Origin of the sequence: Streptomyces viridiviolaceus, from assembly GCF_014650995.1 — a bacterium.
GTDB lineage: Bacteria > Actinomycetota > Actinomycetes > Streptomycetales > Streptomycetaceae > Streptomyces > Streptomyces viridiviolaceus.
The window spans coordinates 80,660-97,405 of record NZ_BMWA01000028.1; the positions used below are offsets into that span (position 1 = coordinate 80,660).

The 16,746-nt window shown below is 73.7% G+C and carries 16 protein-coding genes; 9 read left to right on the plus strand and 7 right to left on the minus strand.

The genetic code is table 11. The features are described from left to right. Nucleotides 1–10 precede the first annotated feature (10 nt). Nucleotides 11–340 carry a hypothetical protein gene (locus tag IE260_RS32810; RefSeq protein WP_189878538.1) on the minus strand — a complete coding sequence of 110 codons (330 nt, stop codon included), beginning with the start codon at nucleotides 338–340 and terminating at the stop codon, nucleotides 11–13. Nucleotides 341–576: 236 nt separating this feature from the next. On the opposite strand from IE260_RS32810, the gene IE260_RS32815 reads away from it, so the two are divergent. The 4 genes from IE260_RS32815 to IE260_RS32830 all read left to right on the plus strand — a co-directional run bounded on the left by IE260_RS32815 (nucleotide 577) and on the right by IE260_RS32830 (nucleotide 4,992). Next, on the plus strand, nucleotides 577–1,071 hold the full coding sequence (locus tag IE260_RS32815) for an FBP domain-containing protein (protein ID WP_189878540.1): 495 nt from the start codon (nucleotides 577–579) through the stop codon (nucleotides 1,069–1,071). A 303-nt stretch (nucleotides 1,072–1,374) separates the two neighbouring features. Further along, a complete protein-coding gene (locus tag IE260_RS32820; protein ID WP_189878541.1) occupies nucleotides 1,375–2,649 on the plus strand; it encodes an FUSC family protein in 1,275 nt (424 codons plus the stop codon). Between the two features lie 32 nt (nucleotides 2,650–2,681). Then, complete coding sequence (locus IE260_RS32825) at nucleotides 2,682–3,740, plus strand: hypothetical protein (RefSeq protein WP_189878543.1); 1,059 nt, start codon at nucleotides 2,682–2,684, stop codon at nucleotides 3,738–3,740. Nucleotides 3,741–3,783: 43 nt separating this feature from the next. Further along, complete coding sequence (locus IE260_RS32830; protein WP_189878545.1) at nucleotides 3,784–4,992, plus strand: lactonase family protein; 1,209 nt, start codon at nucleotides 3,784–3,786, stop codon at nucleotides 4,990–4,992. Here the strand turns inward: IE260_RS32830 and IE260_RS32835 are convergent. Next, the gene (locus IE260_RS32835; protein ID WP_189878548.1) at nucleotides 4,960–5,685 is read right to left on the minus strand and encodes a DUF2470 domain-containing protein; all 726 of its coding nucleotides are present in this window, start codon (nucleotides 5,683–5,685) and stop codon (nucleotides 4,960–4,962) included. The two genes, IE260_RS32830 and IE260_RS32835, sit on opposite strands and share 33 nt — an antisense overlap. Before the next feature lie 160 nt (nucleotides 5,686–5,845). Then, nucleotides 5,846–6,454: a TetR/AcrR family transcriptional regulator gene (locus IE260_RS32840; protein ID WP_189878550.1), complete on the minus strand. Its 609-nt coding sequence runs from the start codon at nucleotides 6,452–6,454 to the stop codon at nucleotides 5,846–5,848. Nucleotides 6,455–6,562: 108 nt separating this feature from the next. Here IE260_RS32840 and IE260_RS32845 point away from each other — a divergent pair, with 108 nt between their 5' ends. Beyond that, nucleotides 6,563–8,089 carry a cytochrome P450 gene (locus IE260_RS32845; RefSeq protein ID WP_189878551.1) on the plus strand — a complete coding sequence of 509 codons (1,527 nt, stop codon included), beginning with the start codon at nucleotides 6,563–6,565 and terminating at the stop codon, nucleotides 8,087–8,089. On the opposite strand, the gene IE260_RS32850 is transcribed toward IE260_RS32845, so the two are convergent. The 4 genes from IE260_RS32850 to IE260_RS32865 all read right to left on the minus strand — a co-directional run bounded on the left by IE260_RS32850 (nucleotide 8,051) and on the right by IE260_RS32865 (nucleotide 12,248). Beyond that, complete coding sequence (locus IE260_RS32850; RefSeq protein WP_229881512.1) at nucleotides 8,051–8,881, minus strand: pentapeptide repeat-containing protein; 831 nt, start codon at nucleotides 8,879–8,881, stop codon at nucleotides 8,051–8,053. The two genes, IE260_RS32845 and IE260_RS32850, sit on opposite strands and share 39 nt — an antisense overlap. 150 nt (nucleotides 8,882–9,031) lie before the next feature. Next, nucleotides 9,032–9,775, minus strand: coding sequence for a PIG-L deacetylase family protein (locus IE260_RS32855; RefSeq protein WP_189878556.1), 744 nt, complete (start codon nucleotides 9,773–9,775; stop codon nucleotides 9,032–9,034). Nucleotides 9,776–9,817: 42 nt separating this feature from the next. After that, complete coding sequence (locus tag IE260_RS32860; RefSeq protein WP_189878558.1) at nucleotides 9,818–11,119, minus strand: alpha/beta fold hydrolase; 1,302 nt, start codon at nucleotides 11,117–11,119, stop codon at nucleotides 9,818–9,820. A gap of 103 nt (nucleotides 11,120–11,222) precedes the next feature. After that, nucleotides 11,223–12,248: a LacI family DNA-binding transcriptional regulator gene (locus IE260_RS32865; RefSeq protein WP_189878559.1), complete on the minus strand. Its 1,026-nt coding sequence runs from the start codon at nucleotides 12,246–12,248 to the stop codon at nucleotides 11,223–11,225. Between the two features lie 158 nt (nucleotides 12,249–12,406). Here IE260_RS32865 and IE260_RS32870 point away from each other — a divergent pair, with 158 nt between their 5' ends. The 4 genes from IE260_RS32870 to IE260_RS32885 all read left to right on the plus strand — a co-directional run bounded on the left by IE260_RS32870 (nucleotide 12,407) and on the right by IE260_RS32885 (nucleotide 16,727). Then, entirely contained in the window at nucleotides 12,407–13,159 is a 753-nt protein-coding gene (locus tag IE260_RS32870) for a (Fe-S)-binding protein (protein ID WP_189878561.1), read from the plus strand. Continuing rightward, entirely contained in the window at nucleotides 13,156–14,634 is a 1,479-nt protein-coding gene (locus IE260_RS32875; protein ID WP_189878563.1) for a LutB/LldF family L-lactate oxidation iron-sulfur protein, read from the plus strand. Before IE260_RS32870 ends, IE260_RS32875 begins: the two co-directional genes overlap by 4 nt. Beyond that, nucleotides 14,631–15,299 (plus strand): LutC/YkgG family protein, encoded by a 669-nt coding sequence (locus IE260_RS32880; protein WP_189878565.1) that lies wholly within the window; start codon nucleotides 14,631–14,633, stop codon nucleotides 15,297–15,299. The genes IE260_RS32875 and IE260_RS32880 overlap by 4 nt, the downstream gene beginning before the upstream one ends. 273 nt (nucleotides 15,300–15,572) lie before the next feature. Continuing rightward, nucleotides 15,573–16,727 carry a betaine/proline/choline family ABC transporter ATP-binding protein gene (locus tag IE260_RS32885; protein WP_189878567.1) on the plus strand — a complete coding sequence of 385 codons (1,155 nt, stop codon included), beginning with the start codon at nucleotides 15,573–15,575 and terminating at the stop codon, nucleotides 16,725–16,727. Nucleotides 16,728–16,746 lie beyond the last annotated feature (19 nt).

The following is a 16,746-nucleotide window of genomic DNA, read 5'->3' on the forward strand; positions in this document are numbered from 1 at the left end:
GGCCCCTCGGTCAGTCGGCGGGCTCGTCGGGAACGGGGTGCTCAGGGTGCACGGCGCCCGACTGCGGTGCCCCCTGACGGCCGGTACCCGCCTCGTCGGTGTCGGGGACGTCGGCCACGTCGCGGTCCTGCCCGGCCGACGGCTCGGCCTCGTCGCCACCGGCCGTGGCTTCGGCCTCTGCCGACTCTGCCCTCTCGTCGTCGCGCTCCGGGTCCGTACGGGCCGGGGCGCCCGGGGCGACCTCCCACGGGTCCTCGCCGGTCCCGGCCTGCTGGTCCGGCAGGTCCCTCGGCACGGGAACACCGTTCTCGCCCGGTCCTTCGAGGCGGTGGTCGGTCACGGCGCTCTCCCTCCTGTCGTTCTGGTCCGAGCGCTCTCGGGTACCTCCGCGGTGACCAGCGAAACCCTCGGAGACGCGGGCGCGCGGAGCGGGCCGTTCCCGCTCCTGCCGTGCACGGCGTCCGATCTCCGTGAAAATCCATTGGCCCCTCACCATGGCGCTACGTAGGCTAGGTGGAAACCTAGGCTCCCTAGGTTCGGACCATCAGCGTGAAACAGCCCAGGAGAGACTCCGCCATGCGACCACTCAGCGAGCAGGACATCCGCAACTCGTTCATCAACTGCTCGAAGGGCGAGGCCAAGCGGCTGGCCGTGCCCCGGGATCTCGGCGAGCACCCCTGGGACGACCTGGACTTCCTCGGCTGGCGCGACCCCGGGGCGCCGGACCGCAGCTATCTGGTCACCGAGCGCGGGGACCGCCTCGTCGGCGTGGCCCTGCGGTTCCAGCCCGCCCAGCGCGGCTTCCTCCACCGCAGCATGTGCTCACTGTGCCTGACCACGCATCTGCGGGGCGGTGTGTCGCTGATGACCGCGCGCAAGGCGGGCACGGCCGGCCGTGAGGGCAACTCGGTCGGGCTGTACATGTGCACCGACCTCGCCTGTTCCCTCTATCTGCGCGGCAAGAAGGCGCCGGGGACCGCCGCCCGCTTCGAGGAGAGCCTCACGCTGGAGGAGCAGGTCGCGCGGACCGCGGGCAATCTGTCCGCCTTCCTCGACAAGCTGACCGCCTGACCGGCCGGGCGGGCCGGGTCGGAGCCTGCGCCGCCACGGCCCGGGTCCCGGCCGTCACCGCGCCGGGACGACGGACACGGTCGGGAGATTCCGGTCCGGCGCCGGTTCATGATCCAAGGCTGCCGCGCCGCCGGGGCCCGGCGCGGGCCGGTGGGCCTCCGACCTGGGGCGCGGACGAGCGCCGGACGGCCCCGGGGTTTCCTCACGGTGCACGGCGCGTGGGAGGGATTACGGCTGCCTGCGTCCGGATACCGTCCTGTCCGGATACGTTCGATGCCCCTGGGGAAGGGGAACAGCCCGAGGATGCTGGATGTACGTGAGACCGCCGCGTCCGCCGCACGCCTGGTGAAGTGGCACCGGGATCCGATGGCCGTGCAAGCGGTGCGCTCGGCCGCCGCCGCGTCGATCGCCTATGTGATCGCCGTGCGGCTGAGCCCTGACGACGCCCCGCCGCTCACCGCGCCCCTCACCGCGCTCCTGGTCGTCCAGGTGACCCTGTACGCCACGCTCAAGATGAGCGTCCGCCGGGTGAACTCCGTGGTGGCAGGTGTGCTCGTCGCCATCGCCTTCAGCGCGGTGGTGGGGTTGAGCTGGTGGAGTCTGGCCCTGGTGATCCTGGCGGCGCTGGGCGTCGGACACCTGGTGCGGGCGCACGAGTTCGTGGCCGAGGTGGCGATCAGCGCGATGCTGGTGCTCGGGGTGACCGCGCACGGGGCCCTGGCCTGGGCCCGGGTGGTGGAGACGCTGATCGGGGCGGTCGTCGGTCTGGCCTTCAACCTGCTCTTCGCCCCTCCGGTGTGGGTGGAACAGGCCGGTGAGTCGATCGAGGGGCTGGCCCGGCGGGTACGGCAGCTGATGCTGCGCATGGGCGAGGAGGCCGCCGGCCGCACCCCGTACCGCGAGGCGGCGGCGCGCCTGCACGAGGCCAGGCGGCTCGACCACGAGATCGCCGAGGTGGACGAGGACCTCCGGCAGGCCGAGGACAGCCTGCGGCTCAACCCCCGGGTCCGCGAGGGACTGCTGCACCGGATCGTCCTGCGCACGGGCCTGGACACCCTGGAGATCTGCACCGTCGTCCTCCGGGTGCTCGCGCGTACCCTCACCGACCTGGCCAAGGAGCGCGAACCCGAGCCCCTGTTCCCCCAGGAGACGGGTGCCGTCCTCGAGCAGTTGCTCTCCGAGATCGCCGACGCCGTGGTCAGTTTCGCCGTGCTGGTGACGACCAGCGTCAGCGACGACGCCGAATCGGCGGAGGAGCGGCTGACCGCCGAGTTGCGGCAGGCGGCGATCACCCGTGACAAGCTTGCCCAGCTGCTCCTGAAGGAGGTCCAGAACGACGCCCGGCAGTGGCAGCTGCGGGGTGCCGTCCTGACCGAGGTCAACCGCATCCTCGACGAGATGGACACCGAGCACCGATCGCGCCGGCTGCTGGAGGAGCTGGACCGCCACACGAGCGAGCAGCGGGAGCGCCGGCCGCGGCTGACCCGGCTGCGTGACCGGCTGCTGGGCTGGCTGCGCCGGATCGGACCACGGCGCCGTGGCCGGAACCGGACCCCGGCCGGGCAGCGTTCCAAGTGACGGACACCGAAACAGAACGAGGGGGCGTACGGATGACCGACACGACCGTGCGGATCGACGGAAACACCCTGCGGCTGCCGGGCGGTGCGGCGGTGCGGTTCATCCGCACGCTGCGGCTGCCCGAGACGGGCACCCACGCGCTGCCGCCGGGCCTCGGCGAGTTCCCGGTCCGCCGGGTCGCCGACCACGCCGACACCGTGCCCGACGCCTGGCGGGCGCGCGGCGGCGTGATGCTGCCGGTGTATCTGCGCGAGGCCATGTGGCTGAGCTTCGCCGGCACGACCGAGCCCGCCGCCCTGCAGGTCGGGGTCGGCAAGGTGTGCGCGGTCTCGGGCAGGCCCTGGAGCGACCGGCTGACCCGGGACCCGCAGAACTACGTCGTCCTGCCCCGCCAGCCCTGGCTGGACGGCATCAACTCCGGCACGGGCACGGTCCGCCAGTTCGTGGCCGTGCCGCTGGGCCTGGGTGCGACCGTCGAGGGCCAGGTCACCGGCGAGGAGGTCTGGGGTGGCGTGCAATTGCAGTCGTTCCCCCTGAACGACGGGGAGCTGGCCCGGTGGCGCGAGGAGGAGCGGCGCCGGGCCGAACTCGCGCGCGCGGCGGCCCGGACGGGCGGCGGCTACGGGGCGGCGATGCCGATGAGCGCCCCGCCCGCCCCGGGCGCCGCTCCGGCGGCACCCGGCGCGGCGCCCGGGGCCCGGCGCCCCGCGGCGGCCATGGGGCTCGGCGTCGGAGGGTCCATGCGGCAGGAGGTGTACCGCGACGACCGTCCGCTGACGGACTGGGCCGACCGCCCGGCGGGCCGGGTCTTCGTGCACCTGGTGACGCCACCGGAGTGGCGGCGCATCACCGGCGAGGCGCCCCCGCCGTCCCCCGTGGACCGGGCCGCGTACACCCGGGCCGGTCTGCCCTGGTACGAGTACTACGACCAGGACGCCGCCGACCTCGACCCGGGCGAGCCGCTGCGGGACGTCAAGCCGGTCGGCGACTGGATCGGCGACGACCACGAGCCCTGGCAGGAACCCGCACCGCAGCAGGTGCTGCCGTTGGGGGACGCCCCGGGGAAGCCCGTGGAGGACGGCGACTGGTAGACACGGAGGCGGACGGCGACGACCGACGGGCTGGGGTACGCGCATGAGCAGTGGTGGCTGGAGCAGACGCCGGTTCGTCGGCGCTCTCGCACGGACGGCCGCCGCGGCGGCGGCTCTCCCGGTGGCGACGGCGTGCGGCGGCGGCGCGGCACCGCGCTCCTCGGCCACACCCACGACACCCGAGGCCGGCCCCGACGCGTCGAGCGGGGCCGGCGAGTCCACCGGTCCGCGCCCGCTGTTCCTCGGGACGTACACGTCGGCCGAGGGCGGCGGCAAGGGCATCGGCCTGGCCGAGTACGACCCCCGTACGGGCCGGATCACCGGCCGGGGCACGCTCACCGGCGTCGACGACCCGTCGTATCTCGCGCCGCACCCCGACGGCCGCACCCTGTACGCGGTGAACGAGCGTGAGGAGGGCGCGGTGACCGCCGTGCGGCTGTCCGACCGCACCGTGCTGGGCAGCCGGAGCACCGGGGGTGCCGGGCCCTGTCACCTGTCCGTGCACCCGGGCGGGCGCTGGCTGCTGAGCGCCGACTACGGCTCGGGCAGCGTCGCCGTGCACCCGATCGAGGACTCCGGCGCGCTCGGGGAGCGCACCGACCTGGTCACCCACTCCTCTCCCGGGCCCGGCCCCGGGCAGCAGGGTCCGCACGCCCACCAGTTCCTGACCGCCCCCGACGGCGGGCACCTCCTCGCCGTGGACCTGGGCACGGACACCGTCTACAGCTACCGCCTGGACGAGAGGGCCGGCACGCTCACCGAGGTCGCGCGGGCGCACACCCGGCCGGGCGCCGGACCGCGTCACCTCACCTTCCACCCCGGTGGCCGGCACGCCTACCTCGCCAACGAGGTCGACAACACGGTCGCGGTCTGCGCGTACGACCCGGACACCGGCCGCCTCTCCATCGGTGAGGCGCAGTCCACCGGCACGGGCGCGGGCACCAGCCATCCGGCGCAGATCCTGGTGACCGCCGACGGCTCGTACGCCTACCTCGCCAACCGGGGCCACAACAGCCTCACGCGCTACGCCGTGGAGGCCGGCGGCGCCGGGCTCCGGCTGTTGGACACGGTTCCGGTGGGCGGCGACTTCCCACGGCACATCGCCTTCTCGCCGGACGGAGGGCTGCTGTTCACCGCGAACCAGAGGTCCGGCACGGTGAGCGTGTTCCACGTCGACGAGGGCAGCGGCGAACTGCGCCTCACCGGGGAGCCGTTCGCCTCACCCGTCGCCGTCTGTGCGCTGCCGCTGTAGGGCGCGGGGGCAGGAGGCGGCGCTCGCCTGGGTGAGCAGCACGTGCATGCGCTCCGTGAGCTGCGCGACATCGTCGGCGGGCGCGTGGAACGGCAGTCGTACGTCGCCGTGGGCGCGGGCCCGCTCGATCCGCAGCGTCAGTCCGTGCCGGTCCACGGCGAGCGGGCGGACCCGGACCGCGCCGTGCAGGCTGTCGGCGTCGACGAGCCGGGTGAGCCGCTCCACCGCGTCGCCGTGGCAGTCGGCGAGGTGGGTCAGCAGCCGGGCCTCGGCCGTGGCCAGCGGATCGGGTGCGGCGGTGGCGAACTCGTCGAGGTCGACCACCACGGCGCCGGACGGCCGCCGCAGCACCACGCGGGTGGGCCGGAACACCAGGTGGCCGTCCTCCGGGGCGAACCAGCCCGCGAGCCAGAGCCGGGCCCTGATCCGGCCCCGCACCGGGACGGGCGCGACGTCGGCGAACTCCAGCACCGCGGACGGCTCCCCTCGTGGCGCGCAGATCGCCGCCGCGAGGAGGGCGCTGTCCTCGGGTACGTGCAGGAGCACCCGGCCGTCGTCGGCCACGGTGTGCGCGCCCACGAACTCCTCGCGGCCGCCCTCCGCGGTCACCGCGCAGGACCAAGCGGCGGCGAGCACGGAGCGGGCCTGCTCCGCCGCGGCAGGCGCGGCCGTCCAGGTGTGGCTGTCACCCATCCCCAACCTCCGTCGTCAACTCATTAGGTAAGGCTTGCCTAACCTATCGGAGATCAAGGTGCGCGCCAACCAGCAGGCGTGATCTTTGCGAGACCTTTCAGCGCACGAAGGGGCGCATCTCAGCGGGCTGTGCGCGTGTTCCGGAGCGCAACGGAGCCGATCAGGGCGCGAGGGCGCCCAGCAGGGCCCGCGCGCACAGGTCGCGCACCTGCTCCCGGGTCAGCTCCGGGCCGCGCAGCCACTCCAGGCAGACCGCGGTGGTGAACGCCAGCCAGCCGCGCACCGCCAGCCGTACGTCGGCCCGTTCCCGGAAGACCGGTCCGAACTCCGGGTCGGCGGTCAGGGCCGCGAGGATCTGCCGCTCCTGCGCGGCCAGCGACTCCCGATAGACCCTGCGCACGGCCTGGTCCCCCGCCGCGTCGGCGCGGTGGAAGGCCCGGTAACCGTGCGCGTGGGCCTCGACGTACTCCAGATACGCGTCGAGACCGGCGGTGAGCTGCTCGCGCACCGGAACGCCGGGCACGGCCGCCGTCATCCGCAGCATGCGCGCGCTCTCCCGCTCGACGACCGCCGCGAAGAAGTCCCGCTTGGTGGGGAAGTAGTGATAGAGCAGCCCGCGGGAGACCCCGGCCATCTCGGCGACCCGTTCGATCCACACGTCGTCGTAGGGGCTCTCGGAGAACAGCCGAGCCCCCACCGACAGCAACTGCTCCCGGCGCTCCTCGGTGCTGAGCCGGCGGCGCGTGCGCTCGCCCTGGTCGGCGGCCATGGCGGCACTCTACTTGACGCCGGTTCAACAGCGGGACGAGACTGGAAAGCGCTATTGAACCCACGTACAACGAGCTGAAGACGTCCGAACGGCAAGGGAGATCGCTTCATGGCGGAGACGACCGAGGCGCCGGCCGGGAACGGACTGCCCAAGGGATTCCGCAGCGCCGAACTGGGCTGGCCCGAGCTGCACCGCATACCGCATCCGCCGCACCGGCTCCCCCTGCTCGGGGACGTGATCGGAGCCGGCCGGCGCACCCCGCTGCAGGACTCGCTGCGGTACGCGCGGCAGCTGGGGCCCATCTTCCGGCGGAGGGCCTTCGGCAAGGAGTTCGTGTTCGTGTGGGGCGCCGAGCTCGCCGCCGACCTGGCGGACGAGTCGCGCTTCGCCAAGCACGTGGGCCTCGGCGTGGCCAATCTGCGGCCGGTCGCCGGTGACGGGCTGTTCACGGCGTACAACCACGAGCCGAACTGGCAGCTCGCGCACGACGTGCTCGCACCCGGTTTCAGCCGGGAGGCGATGGCCGGGTACCACCCCATGATGCTGGCCGTGGCGGACCGGCTCACCGCCCACTGGGACCGTGCTCAGGCGGCGGGCCGGTCGGTGGACGTGCCGGGTGACATGACCAAGCTGACGCTGGAGACGATCGCCCGCACCGGGTTCGGGCACGACTTCGGGTCCTTCGAACGCCCCCGGCTCCACCCCTTCGTGACCGCGATGGTGGGCACGCTCACCTACGCACAGCGCCTCAACACCGTGCCCGCGCCGCTCGCCCCGTGGCTCCTGCGCGGCGCGAGCCGCCGGAACAGGGCGGACATCGACCACCTCAACCGCACGGTCGACGAGGTGGTCCGGGCCCGCCGCGGCGCACGCGGAGAGGGAGACCTGCTCGACCGGATGCTGGAGACGACCCACCCCGGAACCGGTGAGCGGCTCTCCGCGGAGAACGTCCGCCGTCAGGTCATCACCTTCCTCGTCGCCGGTCACGAGACCACCTCGGGCGCGCTCTCCTTCGCCCTGCACTACCTCGCCCGGCACCCCGACGTCGCCGCCCGCGCCCGTGCCGAGGTGGACCGCGTGTGGGGCGACGCGGCGGCGCCGGGCTACGAGCAGGTGGCCAAGCTGCGCTATGTGCGCCGGGTGCTGGACGAGTCGCTGCGGCTGTGGCCGACCGCGCCCGCCTTCTCGCGGGAGGCCCGCGCGGACACGGTGCTGGCCGGCACGCATCCGATGCGGCGCGGCGCCTGGGCACTGGTCCTGACCCCGATGCTGCACCGCGACCCGGAGGTGTGGGGGCCCGACGCCGAACGGTTCGATCCGGACCGCTTCGACGCGGGGGCGGTGCGCTCCCGCCCCCCGCACACCTTCAAGCCGTTCGGCACAGGTGCGCGGGCGTGCATCGGGCGGCAGTTCGCCCTGCACGAGGCCACGCTCGTCCTCGGGCTGCTGCTGCGCCGTTACGAGCTGCGGCCCGACCCCGGCTACCGGCTGCGCGTGACCGAACGCCTGACACTGATGCCCCACGGGCTGCGGCTGTGGCCCACCCGGCGCTCGGGTGCGCCCGCCGTCGCCGCGCCGGTCGCGGAACGGGCCCCGTCAGAGCCGCGCTGCCCAGTGCGCGGGCCGGGTGACTGACCCCGGCAGCCGGGTACCGGCGCCGCCCCGGGCCGCGTCGACCTGCGGCTGGGTCAGGAAGAACGCGCCCGTCAGGTCCGCATCGGTCAGGTCGGCGTCGCGCAGGTCCGCTCCGATCAGATCCGCGCCCCGCAGGTCGGCGCCGGTCAGGTCGGCGGCGATGAGGTAGGCGCCGCGCAGATCGGCACCGCGCAGGTCGGCGCCCTTGAGGCGGGCACCGATCAGGTCGGCGTTCCGGCGGTTCTTCCCACGGCCGCGCGTCCCGGCCCGCACCAGCTCGCTGGTGCGCAGCAGCAGCACGTTGATCTCCTGCCGGTGTGCGGCCACGTCCAGGCCGGCCAGTTCCTCGGCGGGCTCGCGGGTGAGCCGTTCGGTGGCGGCCAGCGCCCGGCGCAGGTCGGCGTGGACCGGGCGGGCGGCGGGCAGGGCCAGGGCCTCTGTCAGGTACCACAGCAGCTCGTGCAGCTGACGGACCACCGGGAACACGTCGAACATGCGCCGGGCGTGCTCCGCCGGGGCGTTCCGCCAGTCCTGACCGGCGAAGGTGATCTGCGAGACCTTCTGCCCGGCGCCGAAGCAGTCGTAGACCGTGCAGCCGGTGAAGCCGCTCTGGCGCAGCCGCGCGTGGATGCCGCAGCGGTGGTCGTCCCGGAGGTTGCGGCACGGCTTTCCGGCGGCCTTGTCGATCTTGAAGTCCGCCGATGCGGAGAACGGCAGGGCGACGCAGCACAGACCGAAGCACCGTTCGCAGTCGCCGCGCAGTTCTGCCAGGTCAGCCGTCTCTTCTTGCATGGCGTCGAGCATACGGAACGGCCGCGCCCGCGTGTCGTGGGCCTGCCTGCGCCTCGGGCAGGGAACCGAGCATGCCGAGGGGCCGCCGCCTTCGGACGGCCCCGGTGCTCCTCGAACCGCCCGGCCGGGTCCTCCCCCGCCGCCCTGCCGCTACCGGCCGAGGAGCTCGAACGCGACCGCCGGCCTGCCCCCGAACCGCTCGCCCGTGGCCTGGGCGTACCCGGTGAGGAATCCGCGGACGTACGTCTCCGGGTCCTCGTCCGTCAGCGCCTCGATGTACGTGCGGTGTTCGAGCAGCGAGCGGACCGCGCGCTCCAGCCCCGCGCTCGCGTCCACGGCGTGCGTGGGCCGGGTGGAACCGGCGACGGCGACCCACCGGACGCCGTTCCAGGGTTCGAGGCCCTGCTCGATCAGCTCGGGGAAGATCCACCGGTTGCCGGCGTCGGCCGCCGCGTCGAGCGTGGCCCGGCCGACGGCCACGTGGTCCGGGGTGTTCCAGGCCACGCCGCCCCAGGTGTCCCGGTGGTTGAGGGTGATGACCAGCTCGGGCCGGTACCGGCGGATGGCGGCGGCGATGTCCCGGCGCAACGGGATGCCGTACTCGACGACGCCGTCCCGGTGGTCGAGGAACTCCACCTCGCTCACCCCGACCACGGCCGCGCTCGCCCGCTGCTCCCGCTCCCGCAGTGCCCCGCACTCCGTGGGCGCCAGCGTGTCGATGCCCGCCTCGCCCCGGGTCGCGAGCACGTAGGCGACCTCGCGGCCCTCGTCGGTCCAGGCCGCGATCGCCGCGGAGCAGCCGTACTCCAGGTCGTCGGGGTGGGCCACGACGGCGAGGGCTCGCTGCCAGTCGCCGGGCATGGCCTCCAGTTGCGTGATCGTCGGCTCCGTCATGCCCGCACACTAACCCCCACCGCTGACATCGGACGCGGGAATTCACGCCTCGTCGCGGGCGAGGGCCAGCAGGCGGTCCAGGACGCGGGGCCCGCCGGCCCGTACGCCGTCGTGCTCGAACTCGTCGGTGACCCAGGTGCGCAGGCCGCGGATCGCCCGGGCGGTGGTCAGCGAGTGGTCGGTGTCGACGTACATGTCGTCGTGGTAGACGGCCGCCGCGACCGGTACCTCGTTGACGGCGAGGCGGGCGCGGTCGTACAGGGGCCGCCAGTCGGTGCGGGCGGCGAGCAGCTCGGCGGTCTCGCGCAGCGGGCGCAGCGCCGGGTCGCAGTCGAACGTCCAGGGGTGGACGGACTCGCCGGTGAACATCAGCGGCTCGTCCCCGGCGAGGGCCTTGGCGGCGTCGAAGCGGGGGAACTCGGCGCGGACCCGTTCGGCCGACCAGTCGGTGGGGCGCCCGTCCTGGCCGTAGATGGCCTCGTGGACGAGGGCGTACAGCGGGTGGCCGGCGTAGGAGAGCAGGCTCTGCACCTGTTCCTGGAAGGCGTCGGACAGTTCCGGGCCCCGCGGGGTGCTGACGAAGGCGTCCTCCAGGAGGAAGTGCAGCCGGTGGCTGCCCTCGCCGCGGCCGAGGAGGATGCCGAGGGACTGGAAGGCCTCGACGGTGAGCCGGTAGCCGCCCGGCAGGACGACGTCGTGGCTCAGCAGGTGGTCGGCGATGCGGCGGGCGCGCTCGACGTCCTGCGGGTAGCGGGCGTAGTGTGCGGCGACCTTGCGCTCGATCCGCGGGTAGGCGGCCCGGTAGACGTCGTCGGCGTGGGCGTCCAGGGAGGGCAGGCCGCCGGTGATCAGGGCGGTGCTCAGGCCCTCGGGGGCCAGGGACAGGTAGGCGACGGTGCAGAAGCCGCCGAAGCTCTGGCCGAGGACGGTCCACGGGGCGCCGCCGGTGATCGCGGGGCGGATCGCCTCGCAGTCGCGGACGATGGAGTCGGCGCGGAAGTGGGTGAGGTAGTCGGCCTGTTCGGCGGGGCCGCCGCGCAGCGGCAGCGTCTGCCGGTTGGCGGGCGTCGAGGCGCCGGTGCCGCGCTGGTCCAGGAGCAGCACGCGATAGTCCTTCAGGGCGCGGCCGAGCCAGGCGGGGCGGCCGACGAAACGGTCCGCCCCGAACCCGGGGCCGCCCTGGAGGTAGACCAGCCACGGCAGGTCCTGTCCCGTCCGGTCGCTCGCCACGACCTCGCGCGCGTACAGCTCGATCGTCTCCCCCGCCGGGTCGTCGTGGTCGAGGGGCACGGTGAAACGGCGGTCGGTGAGGACGACGCCGGGCTGACGGTAGCTGACGCTCAACGGGGCTCCCTGGACGGACGGATTCTTTCGGCCGTGTCCCAGTTCAGCACATGGTTCTGCGGCCGCGACCCGCCGGGATCACGACATCGTGCTGAACGGCGGGTCAGCGGGCGGCCAGGCTGGAGCGCCGCACGACCAGTTCGGGCTGGAGCACGACCCGCCGGTGGGTGTGCGTCCGGGCCGCGCCCTCGGACTCGGTCTCCTCCAGCAGCAGCTCCGCGGCCATGGCGCCCATGGTGACGGCGGGCTGGCGCACCGAGGTGAGCGGGACGGCCGCCGCGGCGGCGAACTCGATGTCGTCGTAGCCGACGATGGCGAGGTCGTCGGGGACGGCGACGCCGGCCGCGTACATGGCCTGCAGCACGCCGAGGGCGAGCAGGTCGTTGGCACAGAACACGGCGGTCGGCCGGTCGGTGAGGCCGAGCAGGCGGGCGCCGGCGTCGCGGCCGGCGGCGACGTCGAGGCGTTCGGTGGGCACCTCGCGCAGGGCGTCGGGTCCGAGGCCGGCCTCGGCGAGGGCGGCGAGGGCGCCGGTGCGGCGGTCGCGCACCTGGTTCAGGCCGGGTGGTCCGCTGACGTAGGCGATGGAGCGGTGCCCGGCGTGGACGAGGTGGCGCACCGCCAGTGCGCCGCCGGCGACGTCGTCGACGGAGACCGAGCACTCGGTGGTGCCCTCGGCGACCCGGTCGACCAGGACGAAGGGGATGTTGTGGCGCCGGAAGGCGTCGATGTTGCGGCCGGTGGCGTCGGCCGGCGTCAGCAGTACGCCACGCACCCGCTGCTCGGCGAAGAGCGACAGGTAATCGGCCTCCTCGCTCGGGCTCTGGGCGCTGTTGCAGACCATCACCCCGAGCCCGGCCTCGCGCGCGGCCCGCTCGGCGCCTCGTGCCACGTCGACGAAGAAGGGGTTGCCCATGTCCAGGACGAGCAGCCCCATGATCCGGCTGCGGCCCGCGCGCAGCTGGCGCGCGGACTCGCTGCGGACGTAGCCGAGCCGGTCGATCGCGGACAGCACCCTGGCGCGGGTCTCGGTGGCCACGCTGTCCGGACGGTTGATGACGTTCGACACCGTGCCCACGGAGACTCCGGCGGCGCGGGCGACGTCCTTGATACCCACCGACTGGGCCATCGGGCAGGGACCTCCAGGGTCGAGCTAGGGGAACGCACCAGGAACGCGGGGCGGCCGGAAGACCTTCACATTACCGTCGCCGGTCTCCCCGGGGCCCCGGCCTGCCGACTACCCTGCGTCTCACCGGTGATCATCATGATCGAGCACAAGGAGCCGCGATGCGTGTCGCCCTGTTCCTGACCTGCGTCAACGACACGCTCTATCCGGACACCGGCCGTGCCGTGGTGAAACTGCTGACCAGGCTGGGCGTCGAAGTCGACTTCCCCATGGCCCAGACGTGCTGCGGACAGGCGCACTACAACACGGGGTACCGGTACGAGGCGGAGCCGCTGGCACGGCACTTCTCCGATGTCTTCAAGGAGTACGAGGCGATCGTGACGCCGTCGGGATCGTGCGGCGCGATGGTGCGGGAGCTGTATCCCCGCATGGGCGAGCGGGCCCGGGCCGAGGGCCGCGGGGGCACGCTCGCCGCCACCCTGGCGCCGGTGGTGCCGAAGACGTACGAGCTGACGGAGTTCCTGGTGGACGTGCTGGGGGTGACGGACGTGGGGGCGTACTACCCGCACACGGTGACGTACCACCCGACCTGCCACGGGCTGCGCGGCCTGGGCCTGGGCGACCGGCCCCGGCGGCTGCTGGAGGCGGTGAAGGGGCTGGAGCTGGTGGAGTTGCCGGGCGCGGAGGAGTGCTGCGGCTTCGGCGGCACCTTCGCCGTGAAGAACTCCGACGTGTCGGCGGCGATGGGCGCGGACAAGGTGCGCAACGCCGAGTCGACGGGCGCCCGGGTGCTGTGCGCGGCCGACAACTCCTGTCTGATGCACATCGGCGGGACCATGGCGCGGCTGCGGTCCGGCATGCGTCCGGTGCACATCGCTCAGATCCTGGCGAGCACGGAGGGGGCTGCCGCATGAGCGGGACGTACCTGGGGATGCCGGCCTTCCCCGAGGCGGCGCGGACGGCCGTGCGCGACGCGACGCTGCGCGGCAATCTGCGCCACGCCACGCACACCATCCGCGCCAAGCGCGCGAAGGCCGTCTCGGAGGTCTCGGACTGGGCGGCGCTGCGCGAGGCCGGGAAGCGGATCAAGGACCACACGCTGCGCCATCTCGACCGCTACCTGGTGCAGGTGGAGGAGGCGGTGACGGCGGCGGGCGGCATCGTCCACTGGGCCGCCGACGCGGACGAGGCCAACCGGATCGTGACGCGGCTGGTCAAGGAGACCGGCGAGTCGGAGGTCGTCAAGGTCAAGTCGATGGCGACGCAGGAGATCGGTCTCAACGAGGCCCTCGAAGCCGAGGGGATCCGCGCCTACGAGACCGATCTCGCCGAGCTGATCGTGCAGTTGGGCAAGGACCGGCCCTCGCACATCCTGGTGCCGGCGATCCACCGCAACCGCGGTGAGATCCGGGACATCTTCCGCTCCGAGATGAGCGAGTGGGGCCGGCCGGCTCCCGACGGGCTGACCGACACGCCCGCCGAACTCGCCGAGGCCGCCCGGCTGCACCTGCGGGAGAAGTTCCTGCGTGCCAAGGTCGGCATCTCGGGCGCCAACTTCGTCGTCGCCGAGACGGGCACGCTGGTCGTCGTGGAGTCCGAGGGCAACGGGCGGATGTGCCTGACCCTGCCCGAGACGCTGATCTCGGTCGTCGGCATCGAGAAGATCGTGCCGGCCTGGCGGGACCTGGAGGTGTTCCTGCAGACGCTCCCCCGCTCCTCGACGGCCGAGCGGATGAACCCGTACACGTCGATGTGGACGGGGACCACTGACGGGGACGGCCCGCGGACCTTCCACCTGGTCCTGCTGGACAACGGGCGCACCGACACCCTCGCCGACGAGGTCGGCCGGCAGGCGCTGCGCTGCATCCGCTGCTCGGCGTGCCTGAACGTCTGCCCGGTGTACGAGCGGGCCGGCGGCCACGCCTACGGGTCGGTCTACCCCGGCCCGATCGGCGCGATCCTCAGCCCCCAGCTGCGGGGGACGGGCAGTGAGATCGACGCCTCCCTGCCGTACGCGTCCTCGCTGTGCGGCGCCTGCTACGAGGTGTGCCCGGTCGCCATCGACATCCCGGAGGTCCTGGTCCACCTGCGGGAACGGGTCGTCCAGGGCGGGCCGGTGATCCGGCACGGCAACAAGGTGGTCCTGAAGCCGGCCAAGGGACACGCGGCCGAGCGGGCGGCGATGCGGGCCGCGCAGTGGGCGTTGTCGCACCCCGGCGCCCTGCGGACCGGCCAGCGGCTGGCCTCGCGCACCCGGCGTCTGCATCCGCGGACGCTGCCGGGTCCGGGACGGGCGTGGACCGGCAGCCGGGACCTGCCCGAGGTGCCCGCGGAGCCGTTCCGCGACTGGTGGCAGCGCACGCGCGGTGGAAGGGACGGGGCGAAGTGAGCAGCAGGGAACGGATCCTGGGCCGGGTGCGGCGCGCCCTCGCGGACGTGCCCCGCGACGACGCTCCGTACGAGCGGGCGGTCGGACGGGACTGTCTGCGCGAGCACGGGGAGCGGACCGTCGCGGAGACGGTGGAGCTGCTCGCCGAGAACCTCGCGGACTACCGGGCCGTCGTGCACCGCTGCACGGCCGGGGACCTGGCGTCGACGGTCGCCGGGCTGCTCGCCGCGCGCGGCTCGAGGACGGTGCTCGTGCCGCCGGGCCTGGACCCGGACTGGCTCGCGTCGTCCGTTGCGGAACGGGTCCCGGACCGGGCCGGGAGCACAGCGCACGAACTGGACCGGATCGACAGCGTGGTCACGGGCTGCGCCGTCGCTGTCGCCGAGACCGGCACGATCGTCCTGGACGGGTCCGCCGACCAGGGCCGCCGCCGGATCACGCTCGTCCCCGACCACCACATCTGCGTGGTGCGGGTGCCCGGTCAGGTCGTCTCCTCCGTCCCCCAGGCCCTCGAACGCCTCGACCCGGCCCGCCCGTTGACCTGGATCTCCGGTCCGTCGGCGACCAGCGACATCGAGCTGGACCGGGTCGAGGGGGTGCACGGTCCGCGCACCCTGGAGGTGGTGCTGGTGGACGATCAGTCCAGGGACGAGGTCAGGTCGTAGCGTCCGGAGGGGAGCCGGTAGGAGGCGGTGCCGTCCTCGAAGCCCAGGTGCTCCACCTGGTCGACCCGCTCCAGCGGCGTGCGGCCCGCGCGGACGCCGGCCGGGTCGGCGGCCGGGATGCGCAGGGTCGCGGTGGCCCCGGCGGCACGGTCGGGGTCGGTGACGGTCCGGGCGGCGTCGACGACGACGCGGCCCCTGTCGCCCGGGCTGCCCGGTCAGTCGGCGGGACGCCGCCGGTGAGCGGCGGGAGACACCCGCGCTTAGCGTGAGGTCATGATCCGGTTCGAGGACGTCACCAAGCGGTATCCGGACGGTACGACGGCCGTGGGCGGCCTGAGCTTCGAGGTGTCCGAGGGGGAACTGGTCACGCTCGTCGGGCCGTCGGGCTGCGGCAAGACGACGACCATGATGATGGTGAACCGGCTCATCGAGCCCACCTCGGGCCGCATCCTCGTGGGCGGTGAGGACATCGCCGCGGTCGACCCGGTGCGGCTGCGGCGGCGCATCGGGTACGTCATCCAGCAGGTGGGGCTCTTCCCCCACCGCACGGTGCTCGACAACACGGCGACCGTGCCCGCGCTCGTCGGCTGGAAGAAGGCGAAGGCACGCGCACGCGCCGCCGAGCTGCTCGAACTGGTCGGCCTGGACCCGGCGACGTACGGTCCGCGCTATCCGGACCAGCTCTCCGGCGGGCAGCGCCAGCGGGTCGGCGTGGCGCGGGCGCTGGCCGCCGATCCGCCGGTGCTGCTGATGGACGAGCCGTTCGGCGCCGTCGACCCGGTGGTGCGGGCGCAGTTGCAGGACGAGTTCCTGCGGATGCAGGCCGCCGTGCGCAAGACGGTGCTGCTGGTCACGCACGACATCGAGGAGGCCGTGCGGCTGGGCGACCGGATCGCCGTGTACGGGCAGGGCCGCATCGAACAGTTCGACACGCCGGGCGCGGTACTCGGCAGCCCCGCAACGCCCCGTGTCGCCTCGTTCGTCGGTGCGGACCGAGGGCTGAAGCGGCTGTCCGTCACCGAGATCGAGCCGGGCGACCTGGAGCAGCCGCCGGTCGTCCGTCCGGACGATCCGGCCGGGCGGGCGGCGGCGGAACTTCGGGCGCGGGGCGCGCGGTGGGCCGTCGTGCTGGACGACCGGGGTGAGCTGCACGGCTGGGTCGGGGCCGAGGATCTGCAGGGGGGCGGCTCGGTCGGCGACCAGGCCCACCGGATGAGCGCCTGGGTGCCGGTGGGGGCTCCCCTGAAGCAGGCGTTCGGGGTGATGCTCCAGCACGACGCCGGCTGGGTCGCGGTCCTGGACGGAGCACGGTTCCTCGGCGTGCTGACGCCCGCGAAGCTGCACGAGGCGCTGCGCCGGTCGGTCGACGCCGAGGCCCGGGGCGTCGCGCGCGCCGAGGTGCCGTTCGACTCGGTGGCGGACGCCTGAGCGGTGCCTGTGCCGCCGC

Coding starts and splice junctions, on each gene's coding strand:
- IE260_RS32815 (WP_189878540.1), top strand. CDS start 577: ATGCGACCACTCAGCGAGCAGGACATCCGCAACTCGTTCATCAACTGC.
- IE260_RS32820 (WP_189878541.1), top strand. CDS start 1,375: ATGCTGGATGTACGTGAGACCGCCGCGTCCGCCGCACGCCTGGTGAAG.
- IE260_RS32825 (WP_189878543.1), top strand. CDS start 2,682: ATGACCGACACGACCGTGCGGATCGACGGAAACACCCTGCGGCTGCCG.
- IE260_RS32830 (WP_189878545.1), top strand. CDS start 3,784: ATGAGCAGTGGTGGCTGGAGCAGACGCCGGTTCGTCGGCGCTCTCGCA.
- IE260_RS32835 (WP_189878548.1), bottom strand. CDS start 5,685: ATGGGTGACAGCCACACCTGGACGGCCGCGCCTGCCGCGGCGGAGCAG.
- IE260_RS32840 (WP_189878550.1), bottom strand. CDS start 6,454: ATGGCCGCCGACCAGGGCGAGCGCACGCGCCGCCGGCTCAGCACCGAG.
- IE260_RS32845 (WP_189878551.1), top strand. CDS start 6,563: ATGGCGGAGACGACCGAGGCGCCGGCCGGGAACGGACTGCCCAAGGGA.
- IE260_RS32850 (WP_229881512.1), bottom strand. CDS start 8,881: ATGCAAGAAGAGACGGCTGACCTGGCAGAACTGCGCGGCGACTGCGAA.
- IE260_RS32855 (WP_189878556.1), bottom strand. CDS start 9,775: ATGACGGAGCCGACGATCACGCAACTGGAGGCCATGCCCGGCGACTGG.
- IE260_RS32865 (WP_189878559.1), bottom strand. CDS start 12,248: ATGGCCCAGTCGGTGGGTATCAAGGACGTCGCCCGCGCCGCCGGAGTC.
- IE260_RS32870 (WP_189878561.1), top strand. CDS start 12,407: ATGCGTGTCGCCCTGTTCCTGACCTGCGTCAACGACACGCTCTATCCG.
- IE260_RS32875 (WP_189878563.1), top strand. CDS start 13,156: ATGAGCGGGACGTACCTGGGGATGCCGGCCTTCCCCGAGGCGGCGCGG.
- IE260_RS32885 (WP_189878567.1), top strand. CDS start 15,573: ATGATCCGGTTCGAGGACGTCACCAAGCGGTATCCGGACGGTACGACG.